Genomic DNA, 16,591 nt, shown 5'->3' with positions numbered 1-16,591 from the left:
TCACTCCTTGGGGAACTCCAGACCCATCTCGCGATAACGTTCCGGGTCGTCGCCCCAGCCGTCGCGCACCTTCACGAACAGGAACAGGTGTACCGGCTGACCGACGATCTCCGCGATCTCCTTGCGGGAATCCGCGCCGATGGCCTTGATGGTCGCCCCGCCCTTGCCGAGCACAATCTTGCGCTGGCTATCGCGCTCCACAAAGATCGTCTGCTCGATCCGCACCGACTTGTCCTTGCGGTCGGTCCATGAGTCGGTCTCGACAGTGGACTGGTACGGCAGTTCCTGGTGCAGGTGACGATAGATTTTCTCTCGCGTGATCTCGGCCGCCAGATGCCGCAGCGGCGCGTCCGACATCTGGTCTTCGGGATAATGATACGGACCCGGCGGCACGGCCTTGGCCAATGCGCGGCGCAGATCGTCCACACCATCACCCGACAAGGCGGCGACCATGAAAGTTTCGGAGAACTGCAGCCGTTCGTTCGCTTTCTGGGCGAGCGCCAGCAGCTTCTCACGCGGAACAAGATCGATCTTGTTCAGCACCAGGATCTTCGGGTGATTGACGGTGGCGAGCTTCTTGAAAATCGCGTCGGCTTCCTCGTCGATGCCTTCACGCGCATCGAGCAGGACGCAGACCAGATCGGCGTCATGCGCGCCGCTCCATGCGGTCGACACCATCGCGCGGTCAAGGCGGCGCTTCGGGGCGAAGATTCCCGGCGTATCGACGAGAATAATCTGCGCGTTGTCCTCGATCACGATGCCGCGGATCAGCGCCCGCGTGGTCTGCACCTTCTTTGAGACAATGGTGACCTTCGAGCCGACCAGCGCGTTGACCATCGTCGATTTGCCGACGTTCGGCGCGCCGATCAGGGCGACGAAGCCGCAGCGCGTTTCGCTGGCCGGTGTATCTTGTGTTTCGTCAGGCATCATTGCCGCCCGTTACGCCTTCCCGTTTCAGCAGCGCTGTCGCCGCAAGTTTCTCGGCCGCGCGCTTGCTGCCGCCTACGCCCTCGGCGGGCGTCAGTCCCGGCAATTCCACCGCGACGCGGAATTGCGGATCGTGATGCGGCCCGGTGCGCTCGACCTCGCGATAAACCGGCGTCGGAAGACCCTTGCCCTGCGCCCATTCCTGCAACACGGTTTTCGGATCGCGCAACGGACGCACGGGCTTTCGCATCCGCTCGGTCCAGTTGCGCTCGACGAACTGCGCCGCTGCCGCATAACCGCCGTCGAGAAACACCGCGCCGATCACTGCTTCGCAGATGTCACCGAGCACCGAGTTTCGCAACCGGGCGCTGGCGCCTGCCCCTACCGATCCGAGCTTGATCGCCTCGTCCAGTCCGAGCGACTTCGCCACATCCGCGCAGGCTTCGCGCCGCACGAGGTCCGCGAGGCGCTTTGACAACTCGCCCTCGTCCGCCTTTGGAAATGCGCGATACAGCATATCCGACACGATCAGGCCGAGGACGTGATCACCAAGAAATTCCAGCCGCTGATAGCTGTCGGCGCGACTGCGCGCGGATTTCAGCGCGGAGACATGCGTAAAGGCCGTCGCCAGCAGTGCGGGATCGGCAAACGTATGACCGATACGCTGCTCGATGATCTTGGCAGCAGCCTTGGCGCTCGGCCGGCGCGCCTTCTTGACAGGTTTGACGGCATCGGCGCTCGCGGCGTCGTCCATGGTCACAGCTTCTTTGACGAGTGCGGGATCGCCGCTCATCGCACGATAGAGAAAATGCGATTCCAGCGCACCGAAACCGGCCAGCGCCAGAACTGCCAGGCCTGTTCGCCCTCGGCAATGGAGAAGAAGATCATCTGCGCGCGGCCGATCAGGTTTTCGGACGGCACATAACCCACGGCGGACAGCACGCGGCTGTCGGTGGAGTTGTCGCGGTTGTCGCCCATCATGAAGAAGTGGCCAGGCGGTACGGTGTAAACGTTGGTATTGTCGTAGAAGCCGTTATCGACGCAATCGAGCGACTTGTAGGTCACGCCATTTGGCAGCGTTTCCTTCCACTGCTTGACGCGCGCGGTAGCGTCGGTGCCGCAGGGATCCTCGCCGACGAAATCCGCGAGCCGCTCGCGCTGGACCGGCTTGTCGTTGATGTAAAGCAGGCCCTCCTTCATCTGGATGCGGTCGCCCGGCAATCCGATGACTCGCTTGATGTAGTCGGTGGTGTCGTCCTTGGGCAGGCGGAACACGACAATGTCGCCACGTTCGGGATCCGAGCCGAAGATACGGCCGGTGAAAAGCCGCGGCGACAGCGGGATCGAATAATGGCTGTAGCCGTAAGAGTATTTCGAGACGAACAGATAGTCGCCGACCAGCAGTGTCGCCTTCATCGATCCCGACGGGATGTTGAAGGGCTGAAACAGGAAGGTGCGGATCACCAGCGCGATAATGAGCGCGTGAATGACGACGCGGACGGTCTCGCCGACGCCGCCTTCGGATTTGGCCGGAGTTGTCACGCTCATTTGCTCTTTCAAAATCCTGGTTTCGACGCCTCCACAGAGGCGAAGACGCGGCCCAAATCACCCGCGCGGGTTTTAGACCGTTGTCGCAGGGGGTGCAATCAACGGCCTCATGAAAACTTGCTAATTGTCTGACAGTTCAGTGAATTTTAGATTTTTGGATCGCTCGGAACCGGCAAGCCGGACCGGATCAGGTCTTTACCGCCGGGACCGCCGAAATGATGACGAAAGCCTGCGCCAGAGGCCAATCGTCGGTGATCGTGAGATCGATGCGAGCCTCATGGCCCGGCGGGGTCAGCGATTCCAGCCTGGCCAGCGCGCCGCCGGTCAGTTTCATGGTCGGACGACCGCCCGGCAGGTTGACCACTCCCATATCGCGCCACCACACCCCACGCCGGATGCCGGTGCCGAGCGCCTTGGAACAGGCCTCCTTCGCCGCGAATCGCTTCGCATAGGTTGCCCATATGAGTTTCGGCATCTTGGAGCGCCGCTCCGCCTTGGCCCGCTCGGCCTCGGTGAAGATGCGATCGATAAACCGGTCGCCGTGACGGCCGATCACCTTCTCGATCCGCGTGATGTCGATGATGTCCGATCCGATTCCGATAATCATAGCCGGACATGACCCCGCAGCGACTTGCGGCCGCGGTCCATGGCCGCGCGCATGTCGCGAACGGTCTGCGAGAGACCGACGAACATCGCCTCTCCCATCATGAAATGCCCGATGTTGAGTTCGACGATCTGCGGCAGTGCCGAAATGGTTTCCGCTGTCGCATAGTCCAGACCATGGCCCGCATGCACTTCGAGCCCGGCGGATTGCGCAAGCTTCGCGCCATCGACAATGCGCTGCCACTCGGCCTCGGCTTTAGGCTTTTTCTCCTCGACGACGGCGTCGCACCACGCGCCGACGTGAATCTCGATCACCGGCGCTTTGAGCGTCGCCGCCATCTCGATCTGGGCGGGATCAGCGGCGATGAACAGCGAGACGCGGATGCCGGCATCGCCAAGCCGCGCGATGAACGGCCCCAGCGCATCGCGCTGCCCAATCACATCAAGCCCGCCCTCCGTCGTGACTTCGGTGCGCCGCTCAGGCACGAGACATGCTGCATGCGGCTTGGTCGCAAGCGCGATCTGGAGCATTTCGGCGGTCGCCGCCATCTCGAAATTCAGCGGCTTGGAGATTTCGGCTTTCAGGCGCGCCATGTCGTCGTCGCGAATGTGGCGGCGATCCTCGCGCAGGTGCGCAGTGATGCCGTCGGCCCCTGCCTCGATCGCGAGCAATGCAGCGCGCACCGGGTCGGGCGCACGCCCGCCTCGCGCGTTGCGCAAGGTCGCGACGTGATCGACATTGACCCCGAGACGAAGCGGCGGAATAGCTGACATGGAAGATCCGACGAGATTTAGCCGTTGATGCGATCGACGCTGGCGACGACCGCCTTGGCGCGCAGTTGAGCGATGATACCGTTCAAATGCTTCAGGTCATAGACCTCAAGATCGATGGTCAGTTCTGTGAAATCCGGCGAGCGGCGGCTCATGCTGATGTTGTCGATGTTGCCGTCATGTTCAGCTATCACCGATGCGACCTGCGCGAGACTGCCCGGCTCGTTGACGTTCTGCACATGCAATCGTGCCGGAAAACGCCGCGGTGTGGCTTCCTCGGTGTCCCAGCGAACATCGAGCCAGCGCTCGGGCTCTTCCTCGAAGTCCTTCAACGCGGGCGACTGGATCGGATAGATGGTGATGCCTTCGCCGGGCGTCACAATACCGACAATGCGGTCCCCCGGGACCGCGCCGCCGTTCGGCGCGAACTTGATCGGAAGATCGCTGTTGATGCCGCGGATCGGAATCGCATTCGACGCCTTGGCGTCGGCAGAGGGTTTCTGCTTGGCGCCAACCGTCTTCTTGCCGCCGAGCCGAGCCTCTTCCTTGTAGTCGGGGTACATCGCGCGCGCGACATCGGACGCCTTCATCTCGCCGCGCCCGACGGCGGCCATGACGTCATCGATCGAGGCCCGCGCGAGGCGCGGCAGCGCGCCTTTCAGCTTGTCGTCGGCATAAACGATCTTGGCGCGCATGAACAAACGCTCGACGATACGCCGTCCGAGGCCTGCATACTGATCCCGCACGGCGGTGCGCGTGGCGCGGCGAATCGCGGCCTTGGCCTTACCCGTGATCGCAAGCGACTCCCACGCCGTCGGCGGAGCGGATTGGGCCTGCGATGTCAGCACCTCGACCTCATCGCCGTTCTGCAATTCGGATGACAGCGGCGCGAACTTGCCGTTGATCTTGGAGCCTACCGCGCTGTTGCCGACATCGGTATGCACCGCATAAGCAAAGTCGATCACGTTGGCATGACGCGGCAGCGCGATCAGCTTGCCCTTCGGCGTGAAGCAGAACACCTGATCGTGGAACAGCTCCATCTTGGTGTGTTCGAGGAATTCTTCCGGATTGGCGCTCTCCGAAAGAACCTCAACCGTGTGCCGCAGCCAGGCGAAGGCGTTGGATTCCCGCTCGAGCCGCTCGGTGGGCGAACCGGCGCCGTCCTTGTAGAAGGCGTGCGCGGCGATGCCGTATTCGTTGACGCGATCCATTTCCTCGGTGCGGATCTGGAGTTCGACGCGTTGCTTGCCGGGACCAATCACCGTGGTGTGGATCGAACGGTAGTCGTTCTGCTTCGGCGTCGAGATGTAGTCCTTGAAGCGCCCCGGCACCACCGGCCAGGTCGTATGCACGATTCCGACGGTGCGGTAGACCTCGGCGATGCTGTTGACGACGATGCGGAATCCGAAGATGTCGGACAATTGCTCGAAACCGACGGACTTACGCTCCATCTTCATCCAGATCGAGAACGGCTGCTTGCGGCGACCTTTCACCTGCGCGTTGATACCGTTTTTCGCGAGTTTGGCCGACAGCTGGGATTCGATCTCACCGATCAGATTGCGATCGCGTTCTTCCAGTGCGTCCAGACGCTGCACCACCACCGCGTGCGCTTCCGGATCGATCACCTTGAACGACAGGTCCTCCAGCTCCTCGCGCATTTCCTGCATACCCATGCGGCCGGCAAGCGGCGCATAGATGTCGAGGGTTTCTTCCGCGATACGGTGACGCGATGCCGGCGGCACGAATTCCAGCGTCCGCATATTGTGCAGCCGGTCCGCGAGTTTGATGAGCAGCACGCGCACGTCGTCGGCGATCGCGAGCAGCAGCTTTCGGAGATTTTCGGCCTGCTTGGCTTCGCGCGAGACCAGTTCGAGCCGCTTGAGCTTGGTCAGCCCCTCCACCAGCGCGCCGATCTCCTGGCCGAACATCTGGTCAATTTCGGTGCGCGTCGATTCGGTGTCTTCGATGGTGTCGTGAAGCAGCGCCGCGACGATCGTCGCGTCGTCCAGCTTCAGTCCAGTCAGGATCGCGGCAACTTCCAGCGGGTGCGAAAAGTACGGATCACCCGACGCACGCTTCTGCTCGCCGTGGGCCATCATGGCGTAAACGTAGGCCCTGTTGAGCAGGTCTTCGTCGGTGTTCGGATTATAGGCGCGGACCCGGTCCACCAGATCGTATTGCCGCATCATTTTGGCGCGCGGCTGCTTCTTGGCCGGCGCCACCTCGGACACAGCCGGAATCGCTGCGACCGCTTCGGTCGCCGCCTGCATTTGGGGCTGTTTTCGGCGCCAGATGGCCATCCGCTTGCTGCCTTGCGTCGCAATTCCAGGAAAAGGAACCGCCGTTCACAGTATCGCCGGTTCTCCGGTAATCGCAAGGAAGACGCTAAAAATGTCAATAAACGCAAAGGCCCGGACGATCCGTCCGGGCCTTGGCAGGCAACGCTTCAAACGCTGGCAAATCCGGCCAGCAACCGGAATGGAACTTTATTCGTCTTCCTCGGGCTGCTCCTCCGGCGGAGCAAGGCCTTCGAGGCCTTTCAGAAGTTCTTCTTCCGTCATGCGCTCGACGGCCACTTCGGTGTCGTCGGCGTCCACGGAAGCCCCTGCGGAACCGATCAGAGGCACCGTATCGGGCTCCGGCTCATCGACTTCGACGAATTTCTGCAGGGAATGGACCAATTCTTCCCGCAAATCTTCCGGAGAAATGGTCGTATCGGCGATTTCGCGTAGCGAAACGACCGGATTCTTGTCATTATCCCGGTCAATGGTCAGGGGTGATCCAGAAGAGATCATCCGCGCACGATGCGCGGCCAGAAGCACGAGGTCGAAACGGTTGTCGACCTTATCAATACAATCTTCAACTGTGACGCGCGCCATCGGCTGTCGCTCCGGGTCTAGGTCTGAAAATATGTCGCTATGCGCGCTAGGTATAGCGACCAGAGCCTTTCTGCAAGCATCAATTTCCGATCCGACGGCGAATCGCCCTTCACGAGACTGCCGTCAGAGCATGGCTGAGGGTCAAATAGTCCCATGGACAAGAAATCGCTTCATTGCTTCATCAGTGTTGTAGCCTGCGCGCTTCGTCCGCAGCGTTTGATAACGGCGATTTTCATCCTCTCTAAACCTTCCGACGAATAACTAAAATTCAATGGGAATGCGCGGTGTTGAATACGCGCCAAAAACCGACACAACAACAACGATGCGAGTAAAAACTGATGCCTTCTGCCACGAACAAGATCGCGCTGTTTATTGACGGTGCCAACCTTTACGCTACAGCGAAGACTCTTGGTTTCGATATCGATTACAAGCGGCTGCTTCTTGAATTCCAGAGTCGTGGCACTCTGGTGCGAGCCTTCTACTACACCGCAATTATCGAAGATCAGGAATACTCGTCGATCAGGCCGTTGATTGATTGGCTCGATTACAACGGCTACACCGTCGTCACCAAGGCGACCAAGGAATTCATCGACGCTTCCGGACGCCGCAAGGTAAAGGGCAACATGGACATCGAACTCGCGGTCGATGCCATGGAACTGGCCGAGAGCATTGACCAGATGGTGCTGTTTTCGGGCGACGGCGATTTCCGCTCGCTGGTGGAAGCCGTGCAGCGGCGCGGTGTTCGCGTCACCGTGGTCTCCACCATCTCCAGCCAGCCGCCGATGATCGCCGACGAATTGCGCCGCCAGGCGGATGTCTTTACTGATCTGGTCCAGCTACAAGCAAAGCTCGGCCGCGATCCAAGCGAGCGCCCTGCTCCTCGGGAACCACGCGAACCGCGTCAGCACACGCCGCAATTCCTGCAGCGAAGCACGAGCACAATGGTCCCGCGAGGCGATGCCGACCCATTCGACGATTGAAGATAAGACCAAGGAGAGCCGGCGCAGCGGCGCCGGCCCTTCCCTTGATGTGTCAGGGCGATTGAACGAACCCGGTCTGGATTGCCCTCTCTGCCCGCGCCTCAAAGACTACCGTGACGCCAATCGCGCACAGCATCCGCATTGGTTCAACGCACCTGTTCCCTCTTTCGGTCCTGTCGATGCGCAGCTCCTGATCGTCGGCCTCGCGCCCGGCCTTCAGGGCGCTAACCGCACGGCGCGGCCCTTCACCGGAGATTTTGCCGGTGATCTTCTCTACGGAACACTCCTCGAACTCGGCTTTGCCCGGGGGACATACGAAGCCCGCCCCGACGACGGGCTGACGCTTGTCGACTGCCGCATCACCAATGCGGTGCGCTGTGTGCCGCCGCAGAACAAGCCCCTGCCCGCTGAAATCAAAACCTGCCGCACATTCTTCAATGCGACGCTTGACGAAATGCCGCGCCTGCGCGCCATCGTCATGCTGGGCCGCGTCTCGCACGACACAACGCTCAAGACACTCGGCGTTCGGGCCGCGGCCGCACCGTTCGGACACGGTGCAGAACATCAGGCAGGACCGTACCGGTTGTTCGACAGCTATCACTGCTCGCGCTACAACACGAACACACGGGTTCTCACGCCGGAAATGTTCCGGGCTGTCTTCGCAAGTGTGCGGAATTACCTCGGCGCTTAAGCCGGATTGGCCTGCAACCACGCGAGCACGTCGCCTGCGTTCCGATCGGGTGGAAACACCGGATAGAACACGTGCGTGATGGTCCCGTCGTCGATGATCATCGCCAGCCGCTTGATCAGCGTCAGCCCAGCGACATCCATCGACGGTAGGTTCAGCGCGCGCATGAACGTCAAACCGGCATCGGACAGAATTTGAAACGGGACATGCATCCGCTCGACTAACTCGCGCTGGTAGGTGGTATCCTGCGTCGAAATCCCGAATACATGCTGCGCGCCCGCGTCCTTCAGGTCCTTGAACAGATCGCGGAAGGCGCACGTCTGGGGCGTGCAGCCCCGCGCGCCGGGGATCATGTCCCAATCGTCGACAAGACTGATCTTGCCGGGCTCTCCCGTGCGCGGATAGGCGAATAGCACCACCCGTCCCGGCAACGAAGACAGTGTCACTGAAGCGCCATCGGTCGCAGGCAGCGCAACCGGCGGAATTTTCATGCCGACAAGATGCTTCGCAGCGCCGTCATCGGCGGGCGCCGGGATCTTGCTCCAGTCCACGTCCAGCAAGTTCGGTTGTTGGCTCATGAAAGTCCCTTCAACTTTCGTCATCCTTCGAGGCTCGGGCTTTGCCCTCTCACCTCAGGATGACGCTCCACGGACCCTATCGTCACCCCGAGGTGCCGTCGCGAAGCGACGGCCTCGAAGGGCGACGGAAGTCAGCCTCGCGCCCTTAACAGGCGTCCCTTCTCGCGCTCCCAGTCGCGCTTTTTCTCGGTATCGCGCTTGTCGTGCAGCTTTTTGCCCTTGGCGAGCCCGAGCTGCAATTTGATCATGCCGCGCTCGTTGAAATACATCTTGAGCGGAATGAGCGTCATACCCTCGCGCTCGATAGCGCCGGCCAGCCTGTTGATCTCTTTCTTGTGCAATAACAGTTTGCGCAACCGCTTCGGCTCATGATTGAAGCGGTTGGCTTGCAGATATTCCGGGATATTCGCGTTGACGAGCCAGATTTCGCCGTCCTTCGCATCCGCGTAGGACTCCGCGATGGTGGTCTTGCCGCCGCGCACGGATTTCACCTCGGTGCCGGTCAGGACGACGCCAGCCTCCACCGTATCCTCGATGGAATAGTTGAACCGCGCCTTGCGGTTTTCCGCAACGACCTTGATCGGACGCTCTTTCTTTTCAGCCATGACGTCCTCGGAAACAAACCATCACGCCCGTGCAGGGCATGATGGCCACGCGCAGACCGTGCTTGTCGAAGTCGAAGATTACTTCGACTTCAGCGCATCGCGAATCTCGATCAACAGCTGCTGATCTTTGGTCAAGGCCGCCGGTGCCGGGGAAGCTTCTTCCTTGGCTTTCATACGGTTCATCAGGCGGATCACCAGGAACAGCACAAAAGCAATGATGACGAAGTTCAGCGTCAGCGTAAGGAAGCTGCCCCATGCCAGAACCGCGCCCTGCTTCTTCGCATCGGCAAGATTGGTCGCCGTCACGGCTTTTGAAAGACCTGTGAAGTAGTTGGAGAAATCGAGCCCGCCCGTCACCGCGCCGATGATCGGCATGATGATGTCAGCCACCATGGAGTTGACGATGGCGCCGAACGCAGCGCCGATGATCACACCGACTGCCAGATCGACCACGTTCCCCTTGAGCGCAAATTTTTTAAATTCTTCAAGCATCGTCGCCTCCTCCGATGGATTTCAATAGAACGTCAGTTCAGCAAACCCGCGTAGACCATCGCGTCGTGGATGACCTTGCCGGTCGGTGGTGTGACCGGCACCAATGGCAGACGCACCTCCTCGTCGACACGCCCCAACAGCTTAAGGCCATGCTTGGCGCCCGCAAGACCCGGCTCCTTGAAGATCGCATCATGCAGCGGCGTCAGCCGATCCTGGATCTTGAGCGCCGCAGCATAGTCACCCTTCAACACGGCCGTCATCAGGTCGGCGCAGGGCTTCGGCGCGACATTGGCGACGACGGAGATGCAGCCATGACCACCCGCCGCCATATAGGCGAGCGCGGTCATGTCTTCGCCCGAGAGCTGGATGAAGTCAGGCCCCATCGCGTGACGCTGCTGCGAGACACGGGCGAGATTGGCGGTGGCGTCCTTCACGCCGGCGATGTTCTTCAACTCGAACAGCCGGGTCATCGTCTCGACCGACAGGTCAACGACCGAACGCGGCGGGATGTTGTAGATGATGATCGGGATTCCGATCGCGTCATTCACCGCCTTGAAGTGATGATACATCCCTTCCTGCGTCGGCTTGTTGTAGTAAGGCGTCACCACCAGCACGGCGTCGGCACCAGCCTTTTCCGCGTGCTTCGCCAGTGCGACGGCCTCGCGCGTGGAGTTCGAGCCGGCCCCCGCGATCACGGGAACGCGGCCCTTCGATTCCTCGACGCACCATTCGGTCACCTTGTTATGCTCGTCGTGGCTCAGCGTCGGGCTTTCGCCCGTCGTTCCGACCGGAACAAGACCGTGCGACCCCTGTTCGATTTGCCAGTTTACGAGCTGACGAAGACCAGCCTCGTCCAGCGCGCCTTGTTTGAACGGCGTGACCAAGGCGGTAAGAGACCCCCGGAACTTCGTCTTGGCTGCCATTGTTTTTCTCCGAACGCATCGCAACTTGCGATTTATTGTTGATTGATAACGAGTCCCGGCGCGCGATGAAAGTCCCGGGCGCTCCGGGCGGTCCAACGACCCACATCAGCCGCTATTTCGCCGTGGTGTTGCGGCAAGTTGCCCAATCTAACACATTTGATGTTTTGTCCACATAATCAATGCACTACACATCAAGGCCAAGGCCCTTGAATGATTCGCTGCACAGGCCGCCCGTGATGCCATTTGCTCCTCCATCGTCGGGATCGACCCGGTTAAAGCGCTGGACCGCCGCATTGCTCGGCGCGACGGCGATCGCTCTCGTGTCACAGGCCGCATCGGCAGTGCCGCTGCCGAAGCCGCGTCCGACGTCCCGCAATGTGACACCGCAGCCGGTCCCGGCGAAACCGCCTCAGCCACCTGGCGCATCGTCGGCGAAAGCCGCGCCACCGGCCGCCTCAAAGAAGGCCGCGCCGGACCAACTGACCGCTCGCCCTGCTCCAACGAAAAAGCCCTCGGCGCCTATGGCGCTGTCTTCCACATCGTCCACCTCGAAGGCGGACGCGGAGACGCTCGAACAGGTGATCGAGTTCGTGCGCAACAGGAAGCCGCTCGACGCAACACAGCTCACGGCCTCCATCAGTGACCCGGTCGCGCGAAAGCTGGCAGAATGGGTGATCCTGCGCAGCGACAACAACGGCGCGCCGTCCGACCGCTACAAGGCGTTCATCACCGAAAATCCAAGCTGGCCGAGTCTGTCGTTCCTGCGGCGGCGTGGCGAGGCCGCGCTATGGGACGACAAGCGCGACGACGCCACGGTTCTCGCATTTTTCAACGGCGAACAACCGATCTCGGCCAAAGGCCGTTTCATGCTCGCACGCGCGCTGCTGACGCGCGGCGACCGACCGAGCGCGGAGCGGCTGGTCCGCGAAGCCTGGCGCAGCGACGGATTTTCCTCGGACACCGAGGACACCGCGTTCGCCCAGTTCGGTTCGCTGCTCACTCCGGGCGACATCAAGATCCGGATGGATATGCTGCTGTACAGCGGCGACAACAGCGAGGCAGCGATGCGCTCGGCCAAACGGCTCGGCAGCGGTCATGTCGCGCTCGCGAAAGCGCGTATCGCCCTCAACAAGAAGGCCTCGAACGCGAAGGCCCTGCTCGACGCCGTTCCCGGCGACCTGCACAACGATCCGCTCTATCTTTTCAGCAAGGCGCAATGGCTTCGCCGCGAGGACAAGTTCGCGGAGGCCGCGCGCACGATGCAGGCAGCCCCCAAGGATCCCGCACGGCTGGTCAACGCCGACGAATGGTGGATCGAGCGGCGGTTGCTGGCCCGCAAACTGCTCGACACCAACGAGCCCCGCGCGGCCTATGGCGTCGCGCGCGACGCGTCGCTGCCTGCACGCGACATCTACAAGACCGAACAGGAATTCACCGCAGGCTGGATCGCGCTGCGGTTTCTCAACGACCCGAACCTCGCGGCACAGCATTTCGCGCGCATCGGCGTTGGAAGCGTCAACCCGACGGCGCTGGCCCGCGCCGGTTACTGGCAGGGTCGCGCGGCAGAAGCCGCTGGACGTCCACAGGACGCGCGCACGGCGTACGAGGCCGCGGCCGCGCAATCGACCAGCTATTACGGTCAACTGGCGCGCGCGAAGCTGCGGCTGCCGCAGATCGCCCTCCACGAACCTCCGGGCCGCTCGCGCAACGGCGACCGGCTGGAGATCGTCCGTGCCGTCGATCTGCTTTACGCGCTCGATGAGCGAGACATGGTCATTCCTATCCTCGCGGACATGGGCGACCGCGCCGACATGGATGGCCTGCTCGCGCTTTGCGAGCTGACGCAGCGCCGCAACGATGCGCGCGGGATGCTGATGGTCGGCAAGGCCGCGCTCAATCGCGGAATGCCGTTCGATCATTGCGCCTATCCGATCAGCGGCATTCCGCCCTACAAGGATATCGGACCTGAGGTCGAGAAGGCGATCGTCTTCGCCATCGCCCGGCAGGAGAGCGCGTTCAATCCCACGGTGGTGTCCCCGGCGCAGGCTTACGGGTTAATGCAGGTGACGGCAGGCGCCGGGAAGTACGTCGCCAAGAAATACGGCACCACCTTCGATCTCAACAAGCTGAAGACCGATCCGTCCTACAACGCGTCGTTCGGCGCAGCCGAACTCGGCGGCCTGATCGACGACTACCGCGGCTCCTACATCATGACGTTTGCGGGTTATAACGCCGGCCGCGGCAGCGTCCGCAAATGGATCGAGCGCTATGGCGATCCCCGTGACCCGAAGGTGGACGCGGTCGACTGGGTCGAGCAAATTCCGTTCTCCGAGACCCGCAACTATGTCCAGCGCATCATGGAGAACGTGCAAGTCTACCGTGCGCGGTTCGGAGGCGGCAGCAAGCTGCTGATCGAAGCGGATTTGCGCCGCGGCGCGAGTGTGGAATAGTTCGCACGCGACAGCCCGCAAAATTCCACTACCGTCATCACCGGGCTTGACCCGGTGATCCATCCCAAGAAGATGTCGGCGAGAAGCTGGATTGCCGGCATAGGCAAGCGAAGCGACGCCGTCCTCTAGACGGCTTTGCCCGGCAATGACGGTCCGAGACTATCGCGATCACGCCCCATTTCGAGGAAACTCATGTCCAACCCATTCCGCGATGTCTTCTGTCAATCGGCCGACGGGCTGAGGCTCCATGCGAAGGTCACAGGCCCCGACAACAGCGCGCTGCCGGTGCTTTGCCTGCCCGGCCTGACGCGGACCACCGACGATTTCGACGACATTGCGCGCGCGATTGCGACTGACCCCACCGCCCCGCGCAAGGTGATCGCAATCGACTACCGCGGGCGCGGCCTGTCCGACTACGATCCCGATCCCGCCAAGTATGCGGTCCCCGTCGAACTGGGCGACGTTCTCGCCATCGCGGCCTCGCAGGGCATCTCGCGCGCCATTCTGCTTGGCACCTCGCGTGGCGGCCTGATCTCGATGGCGCTGGCGGCGGTACAGCCGCAGCTGCTGGCCGGTGTCATCCTGAACGACATCGGCCCCGCGCTGGAGATGGACGGCCTGATGAAGATCAAGGGCTACATCGCCAACCCGCCGGAGCGAAAGACATGGGACGACGCGGCGCGCGGTCTGAAAGAATTGTTCGGCAGCGTCTTTCCTTCGCTCACCGACGCCGAGTGGATGGCTTGGGCACGCCGCGCGTTCCGCGACAAGGCCGGCGGCGGACTCGAACGCACCTACGATCTGAAACTCTCACACACGCTCGACGGGCTCGACCCGTCCAATCCGCTGCCGCAGGTCTGGGAGTTGTTCGATGCGATGGCCGGCGTCCCGCTGATGCTGGTGCATGGCGGCCTCTCCGATCTGCTCTCGGTCCAGGGCGTACAGGACATGATGGCGAGGCGGCCAGACATCGATCTGGTGAAGGTGCCCGATCAGGGCCACGCCCCTCTGCTGGCGGACAAGCCCACCATGGATCGCATCGTCGCGTTTTGCGCGCGTTGCGATCAGGCTGAGCGTTAAGCCCGAAGGAACTTGAGGGGCGGCGCGCCGGGCATGGCCGCTTGCAAAATATGTTGCACAAATATCACGCGGATCGCTCAGCAAGGCACCGTAAGGGTGATTTTCGACTCGCGAATCCCGCACTTCGGGCGCTGACAGGGCCAATCGAGCGCAAAATCCGTCTGAAAGACGCTTGGATAAAGGGTAATTCCGAAAAGCGCGCCAGCGACTTGCAGCCTTCGAGCGCGTCAGGCATATCGAGGCCTGTGGAGACGTGGCCGAGCGGCTGAAGGCACTCGTTTGCTAAATGAGCATACCTTGAAAAGGGTATCATGGGTTCGAATCCCATCGTCTCCGCCAGCACCATTTCTTGATGAGCACGCGGCGTCTTCGCCTGTCCTGTCATTCCGTTGGGTGATTCTTTCCGCAGGCATCAAGAACGCACGGCCTGCCACCGACACAGAACAGATGGCCGAACAGCTCAGTGCGTCGCCATCCACGCCCGGGCTTCGCGCTGGGCCATTGCGATCTCGACATCCGACATCAGTCCGGCGACTTCCCGGCGCAACGCGATGGCGTCCACCCGACCCTTCAGGGCTGCGAGGTTGAACCATTTATGCGCGGCGACCAGATCGATCAGGCCGCTGCGGCCGGTCGAATAGATCATGCCGAGGTCAAACAGCACGTCGCCGTTCGCCATTGCTTCGACCGGCATCGCGACACCGGTATCGATCGTTCCCTGAAACATCCTGGCTCTCCGATTTCCCGCCGCGGCGAGCGCGGCTCCTGTCCGTATCCTGTGTGACGCGACCGTTATTTTGAGTGACGCGTATTCCGCAAATCCGGTTTCCGTTCTTGCGGAATACGCGCTCGCCGTTTGCCGGCTTGTTGGAGATCATATGACCCGTAAAATTTGAATGGCAGTTTAAGCATCGCGATGAATCGAACGTGAACGCCGCGTCCGCTCAGCGCTCGCCGCGCTTCAGAAACCCTTTATTTGCAGGGGTTTCTCGGCAATCGTGAAAAACGATTCACCTTCGTACTTGGCGAAGCGATAACCATCGCGCGAGAGCCGGGCCGCCGGCATCACGCGCCGGCCCTGACAACCGACGGTGGCCAAATGGAACGGGCGACGTCCCAGCCTGCGCCATCAGCAGCGGCCGACATCGTCTGCATCAAGCGGCATTGTCAGGAATGGATTGGGGGATTGCGGCACTCGGGCGTGCCATGGCCGCGGCCAATAATGCGGCGGCAAAAAAAAACGAGGGCGTCGGTGAACACGTCAGGACCGAGATCTCACCGGTACCTGCCGAGGCAGATGGCCAGGAAACTGCGAGGTCATCCCCCGCAACGAACGAAGAGCTCTTGAACTCTTCTGCCAGACCAGTGGCCGGGCCGTCTCGCCTGATGTCTCGCCGACACCCTCTTTCGTCGACCTGAGCCGCCGGTTCAAACTCGTTCTTGCGAACTGATCGGTCTGGCGGCTCTTGTGACGATGCCGGCATCAAGTGCCGGCAATTCCATAAGGCGTAGCCTTACTTCTTCTTCTTGGCGACCTTGCGGGTCTTCTTGGCAGTCTTCTTCACTGCCGACTTCGCCTTCTTCGCCTTCTTCGCTTTCTTGGCCATGTTGCCCTCCTGAGTTAGTGAGATGGCTTAATCGCTGTGTGCACTCGGGAATCGAAATGCACTTCATCTGGATTACACCAACGCATTCAAAAAAACAGTGTCCCGCTTAAGGAAGTGTTTACGCAGGAGGCGCAGCGCGCGCTGCGAACACGAAACGGAAGCACCACGATGCATCTTCGCACCACTGCTTCGCCGGCACGAAACATGCGAGCGACACCACACGCGACACTAAAGAAACCCCTGTGCCGCAGTCGTTTCTTTCATCGCAAAACAACACGCATCACAACGCCAATAAAACCGCGCATAACTTCGCGGTCGGAAAAAATGCGTTTCGCGGACTCTGAGTCGGGAATTTTGGCAACAAAAATATTTTCGGGGAAATCTGCTTTTGGCGCGATCATCGCTCGCACCGGAGAACTTTTTCCGACTTTTTGCGAATCTGATTCGCAAACCGATTCCG

The 16,591-nt window shown here is 61.2% G+C and carries 17 protein-coding genes and 1 tRNA gene; 5 read left to right on the top strand and 13 right to left on the bottom strand.

What is annotated here, in order from left to right:
• The 7 genes from era to rpoZ all read right to left on the bottom strand — a co-directional run bounded on the left by era (window position 1) and on the right by rpoZ (window position 6,728).
• Window positions 1-927, bottom strand: a complete 927-nt coding sequence (gene era / locus AC07UB_RS00460; RefSeq protein ID WP_492792639.1) for a GTPase Era — start codon at window positions 925-927, stop codon at window positions 1-3.
• Entirely contained in the window at window positions 920-1,720 is an 801-nt protein-coding gene (rnc, locus tag AC07UB_RS00455; RefSeq protein ID WP_492789657.1) for a ribonuclease III, read from the bottom strand. Before rnc ends, era begins: the two co-directional genes overlap by 8 nt.
• Entirely contained in the window at window positions 1,717-2,475 is a 759-nt protein-coding gene (gene lepB / locus AC07UB_RS00450; protein ID WP_492789659.1) for a signal peptidase I, read from the bottom strand. The genes rnc and lepB overlap by 4 nt, the downstream gene beginning before the upstream one ends.
• 187 nt (window positions 2,476-2,662) lie before the next feature.
• A complete protein-coding gene (gene acpS / locus AC07UB_RS00445) occupies window positions 2,663-3,082 on the bottom strand; it encodes a holo-ACP synthase (RefSeq protein ID WP_492789661.1) in 420 nt (139 codons plus the stop codon).
• A complete protein-coding gene (locus AC07UB_RS00440) occupies window positions 3,079-3,852 on the bottom strand; it encodes a pyridoxine 5'-phosphate synthase (protein ID WP_492789663.1) in 774 nt (257 codons plus the stop codon). Before AC07UB_RS00440 ends, acpS begins: the two co-directional genes overlap by 4 nt.
• Before the next feature lie 17 nt (window positions 3,853-3,869).
• Window positions 3,870-6,149 (bottom strand): RelA/SpoT family protein, encoded by a 2,280-nt coding sequence (locus AC07UB_RS00435; protein ID WP_492789665.1) that lies wholly within the window; start codon window positions 6,147-6,149, stop codon window positions 3,870-3,872.
• Window positions 6,150-6,335: 186 nt separating this feature from the next.
• Window positions 6,336-6,728 carry a DNA-directed RNA polymerase subunit omega gene (rpoZ, locus tag AC07UB_RS00430; RefSeq protein ID WP_006020886.1) on the bottom strand — a complete coding sequence of 131 codons (393 nt, stop codon included), beginning with the start codon at window positions 6,726-6,728 and terminating at the stop codon, window positions 6,336-6,338.
• A 338-nt stretch (window positions 6,729-7,066) separates the two neighbouring features.
• Between rpoZ and AC07UB_RS00425 the strand changes: the two genes are divergently transcribed.
• Both AC07UB_RS00425 and AC07UB_RS00420 read left to right on the top strand, forming a co-directional pair.
• Window positions 7,067-7,708, top strand: a complete 642-nt coding sequence (locus AC07UB_RS00425) for a LabA-like NYN domain-containing protein (protein ID WP_492789667.1) — start codon at window positions 7,067-7,069, stop codon at window positions 7,706-7,708.
• On the top strand, window positions 7,686-8,399 hold the full coding sequence (locus tag AC07UB_RS00420; protein WP_492792640.1) for a uracil-DNA glycosylase: 714 nt from the start codon (window positions 7,686-7,688) through the stop codon (window positions 8,397-8,399). The genes AC07UB_RS00425 and AC07UB_RS00420 overlap by 23 nt, the downstream gene beginning before the upstream one ends.
• On the opposite strand, the gene AC07UB_RS00415 is transcribed toward AC07UB_RS00420, so the two are convergent.
• From AC07UB_RS00415 to dapA, 4 genes are all read right to left on the bottom strand, one after another.
• Entirely contained in the window at window positions 8,396-8,974 is a 579-nt protein-coding gene (locus AC07UB_RS00415) for a peroxiredoxin (protein ID WP_492789669.1), read from the bottom strand. The two genes, AC07UB_RS00420 and AC07UB_RS00415, sit on opposite strands and share 4 nt — an antisense overlap.
• A 131-nt stretch (window positions 8,975-9,105) precedes the next feature.
• Window positions 9,106-9,579 carry an SsrA-binding protein SmpB gene (gene smpB, locus AC07UB_RS00410; RefSeq protein WP_492789670.1) on the bottom strand — a complete coding sequence of 158 codons (474 nt, stop codon included), beginning with the start codon at window positions 9,577-9,579 and terminating at the stop codon, window positions 9,106-9,108.
• Between the two features lie 78 nt (window positions 9,580-9,657).
• Entirely contained in the window at window positions 9,658-10,071 is a 414-nt protein-coding gene (gene mscL, locus AC07UB_RS00405) for a large conductance mechanosensitive channel protein MscL (protein ID WP_492789671.1), read from the bottom strand.
• Window positions 10,072-10,103: 32 nt separating this feature from the next.
• The gene (gene dapA / locus AC07UB_RS00400) at window positions 10,104-10,994 is read right to left on the bottom strand and encodes a 4-hydroxy-tetrahydrodipicolinate synthase (protein ID WP_494652561.1); all 891 of its coding nucleotides are present in this window, start codon (window positions 10,992-10,994) and stop codon (window positions 10,104-10,106) included.
• A 236-nt stretch (window positions 10,995-11,230) separates the two neighbouring features.
• Here dapA and AC07UB_RS00395 point away from each other — a divergent pair, with 236 nt between their 5' ends.
• The 3 genes from AC07UB_RS00395 to AC07UB_RS00385 all read left to right on the top strand — a co-directional run bounded on the left by AC07UB_RS00395 (window position 11,231) and on the right by AC07UB_RS00385 (window position 14,863).
• Window positions 11,231-13,444, top strand: a complete 2,214-nt coding sequence (locus AC07UB_RS00395) for a lytic transglycosylase domain-containing protein (RefSeq protein WP_494652563.1) — start codon at window positions 11,231-11,233, stop codon at window positions 13,442-13,444.
• Window positions 13,445-13,636: 192 nt separating this feature from the next.
• Window positions 13,637-14,524: an alpha/beta fold hydrolase gene (locus AC07UB_RS00390; protein ID WP_494652564.1), complete on the top strand. Its 888-nt coding sequence runs from the start codon at window positions 13,637-13,639 to the stop codon at window positions 14,522-14,524.
• A 247-nt stretch (window positions 14,525-14,771) separates the two neighbouring features.
• Window positions 14,772-14,863, top strand: a tRNA-Ser gene (locus AC07UB_RS00385).
• 121 nt (window positions 14,864-14,984) lie between these two features.
• On the opposite strand, the gene AC07UB_RS00380 is transcribed toward AC07UB_RS00385, so the two are convergent.
• Together AC07UB_RS00380 and AC07UB_RS00375 are read right to left on the bottom strand one after the other, a co-directional pair.
• Complete coding sequence (locus tag AC07UB_RS00380) at window positions 14,985-15,251, bottom strand: SEL1-like repeat protein (RefSeq protein ID WP_492789675.1); 267 nt, start codon at window positions 15,249-15,251, stop codon at window positions 14,985-14,987.
• A 1,140-nt stretch (window positions 15,252-16,391) separates the two neighbouring features.
• The gene (locus tag AC07UB_RS00375) at window positions 16,392-16,532 is read right to left on the bottom strand and encodes a hypothetical protein (protein WP_492789677.1); all 141 of its coding nucleotides are present in this window, start codon (window positions 16,530-16,532) and stop codon (window positions 16,392-16,394) included.
• Between the last annotated feature and the right edge of the window lie 59 nt (window positions 16,533-16,591).

This window comes from Afipia sp. GW821-FHT04G03 (assembly GCF_059419985.1).
The sequence above is the reverse complement of the archived record's forward strand: the minus strand, read 5'-3'. Positions and strand labels throughout refer to the sequence as shown.

Bases quoted from the DNA above. Each gene is read 5' to 3' on its own strand.
- era (WP_492792639.1), bottom strand. From the start codon at position 927: ATGCCTGACGAAACACAAGATACACCGGCCAGCGAAACGCGCTGCGGC.
- rnc (WP_492789657.1), bottom strand. From the start codon at position 1,720: ATGAGCGGCGATCCCGCACTCGTCAAAGAAGCTGTGACCATGGACGAC.
- lepB (WP_492789659.1), bottom strand. From the start codon at position 2,475: ATGAGCGTGACAACTCCGGCCAAATCCGAAGGCGGCGTCGGCGAGACC.
- acpS (WP_492789661.1), bottom strand. From the start codon at position 3,082: ATGATTATCGGAATCGGATCGGACATCATCGACATCACGCGGATCGAG.
- AC07UB_RS00440 (WP_492789663.1), bottom strand. From the start codon at position 3,852: ATGTCAGCTATTCCGCCGCTTCGTCTCGGGGTCAATGTCGATCACGTC.
- AC07UB_RS00435 (WP_492789665.1), bottom strand. From the start codon at position 6,149: ATGGCCATCTGGCGCCGAAAACAGCCCCAAATGCAGGCGGCGACCGAA.
- rpoZ (WP_006020886.1), bottom strand. From the start codon at position 6,728: ATGGCGCGCGTCACAGTTGAAGATTGTATTGATAAGGTCGACAACCGT.
- AC07UB_RS00425 (WP_492789667.1), top strand. From the start codon at position 7,067: ATGCCTTCTGCCACGAACAAGATCGCGCTGTTTATTGACGGTGCCAAC.
- AC07UB_RS00420 (WP_492792640.1), top strand. From the start codon at position 7,686: ATGCCGACCCATTCGACGATTGAAGATAAGACCAAGGAGAGCCGGCGC.
- AC07UB_RS00415 (WP_492789669.1), bottom strand. From the start codon at position 8,974: ATGAGCCAACAACCGAACTTGCTGGACGTGGACTGGAGCAAGATCCCG.
- smpB (WP_492789670.1), bottom strand. From the start codon at position 9,579: ATGGCTGAAAAGAAAGAGCGTCCGATCAAGGTCGTTGCGGAAAACCGC.
- mscL (WP_492789671.1), bottom strand. From the start codon at position 10,071: ATGCTTGAAGAATTTAAAAAATTTGCGCTCAAGGGGAACGTGGTCGAT.
- dapA (WP_494652561.1), bottom strand. From the start codon at position 10,994: ATGGCAGCCAAGACGAAGTTCCGGGGGTCTCTTACCGCCTTGGTCACG.
- AC07UB_RS00395 (WP_494652563.1), top strand. From the start codon at position 11,231: ATGCCATTTGCTCCTCCATCGTCGGGATCGACCCGGTTAAAGCGCTGG.
- AC07UB_RS00390 (WP_494652564.1), top strand. From the start codon at position 13,637: ATGTCCAACCCATTCCGCGATGTCTTCTGTCAATCGGCCGACGGGCTG.
- AC07UB_RS00380 (WP_492789675.1), bottom strand. From the start codon at position 15,251: ATGTTTCAGGGAACGATCGATACCGGTGTCGCGATGCCGGTCGAAGCA.
- AC07UB_RS00375 (WP_492789677.1), bottom strand. From the start codon at position 16,532: ATGATCGCGCCAAAAGCAGATTTCCCCGAAAATATTTTTGTTGCCAAA.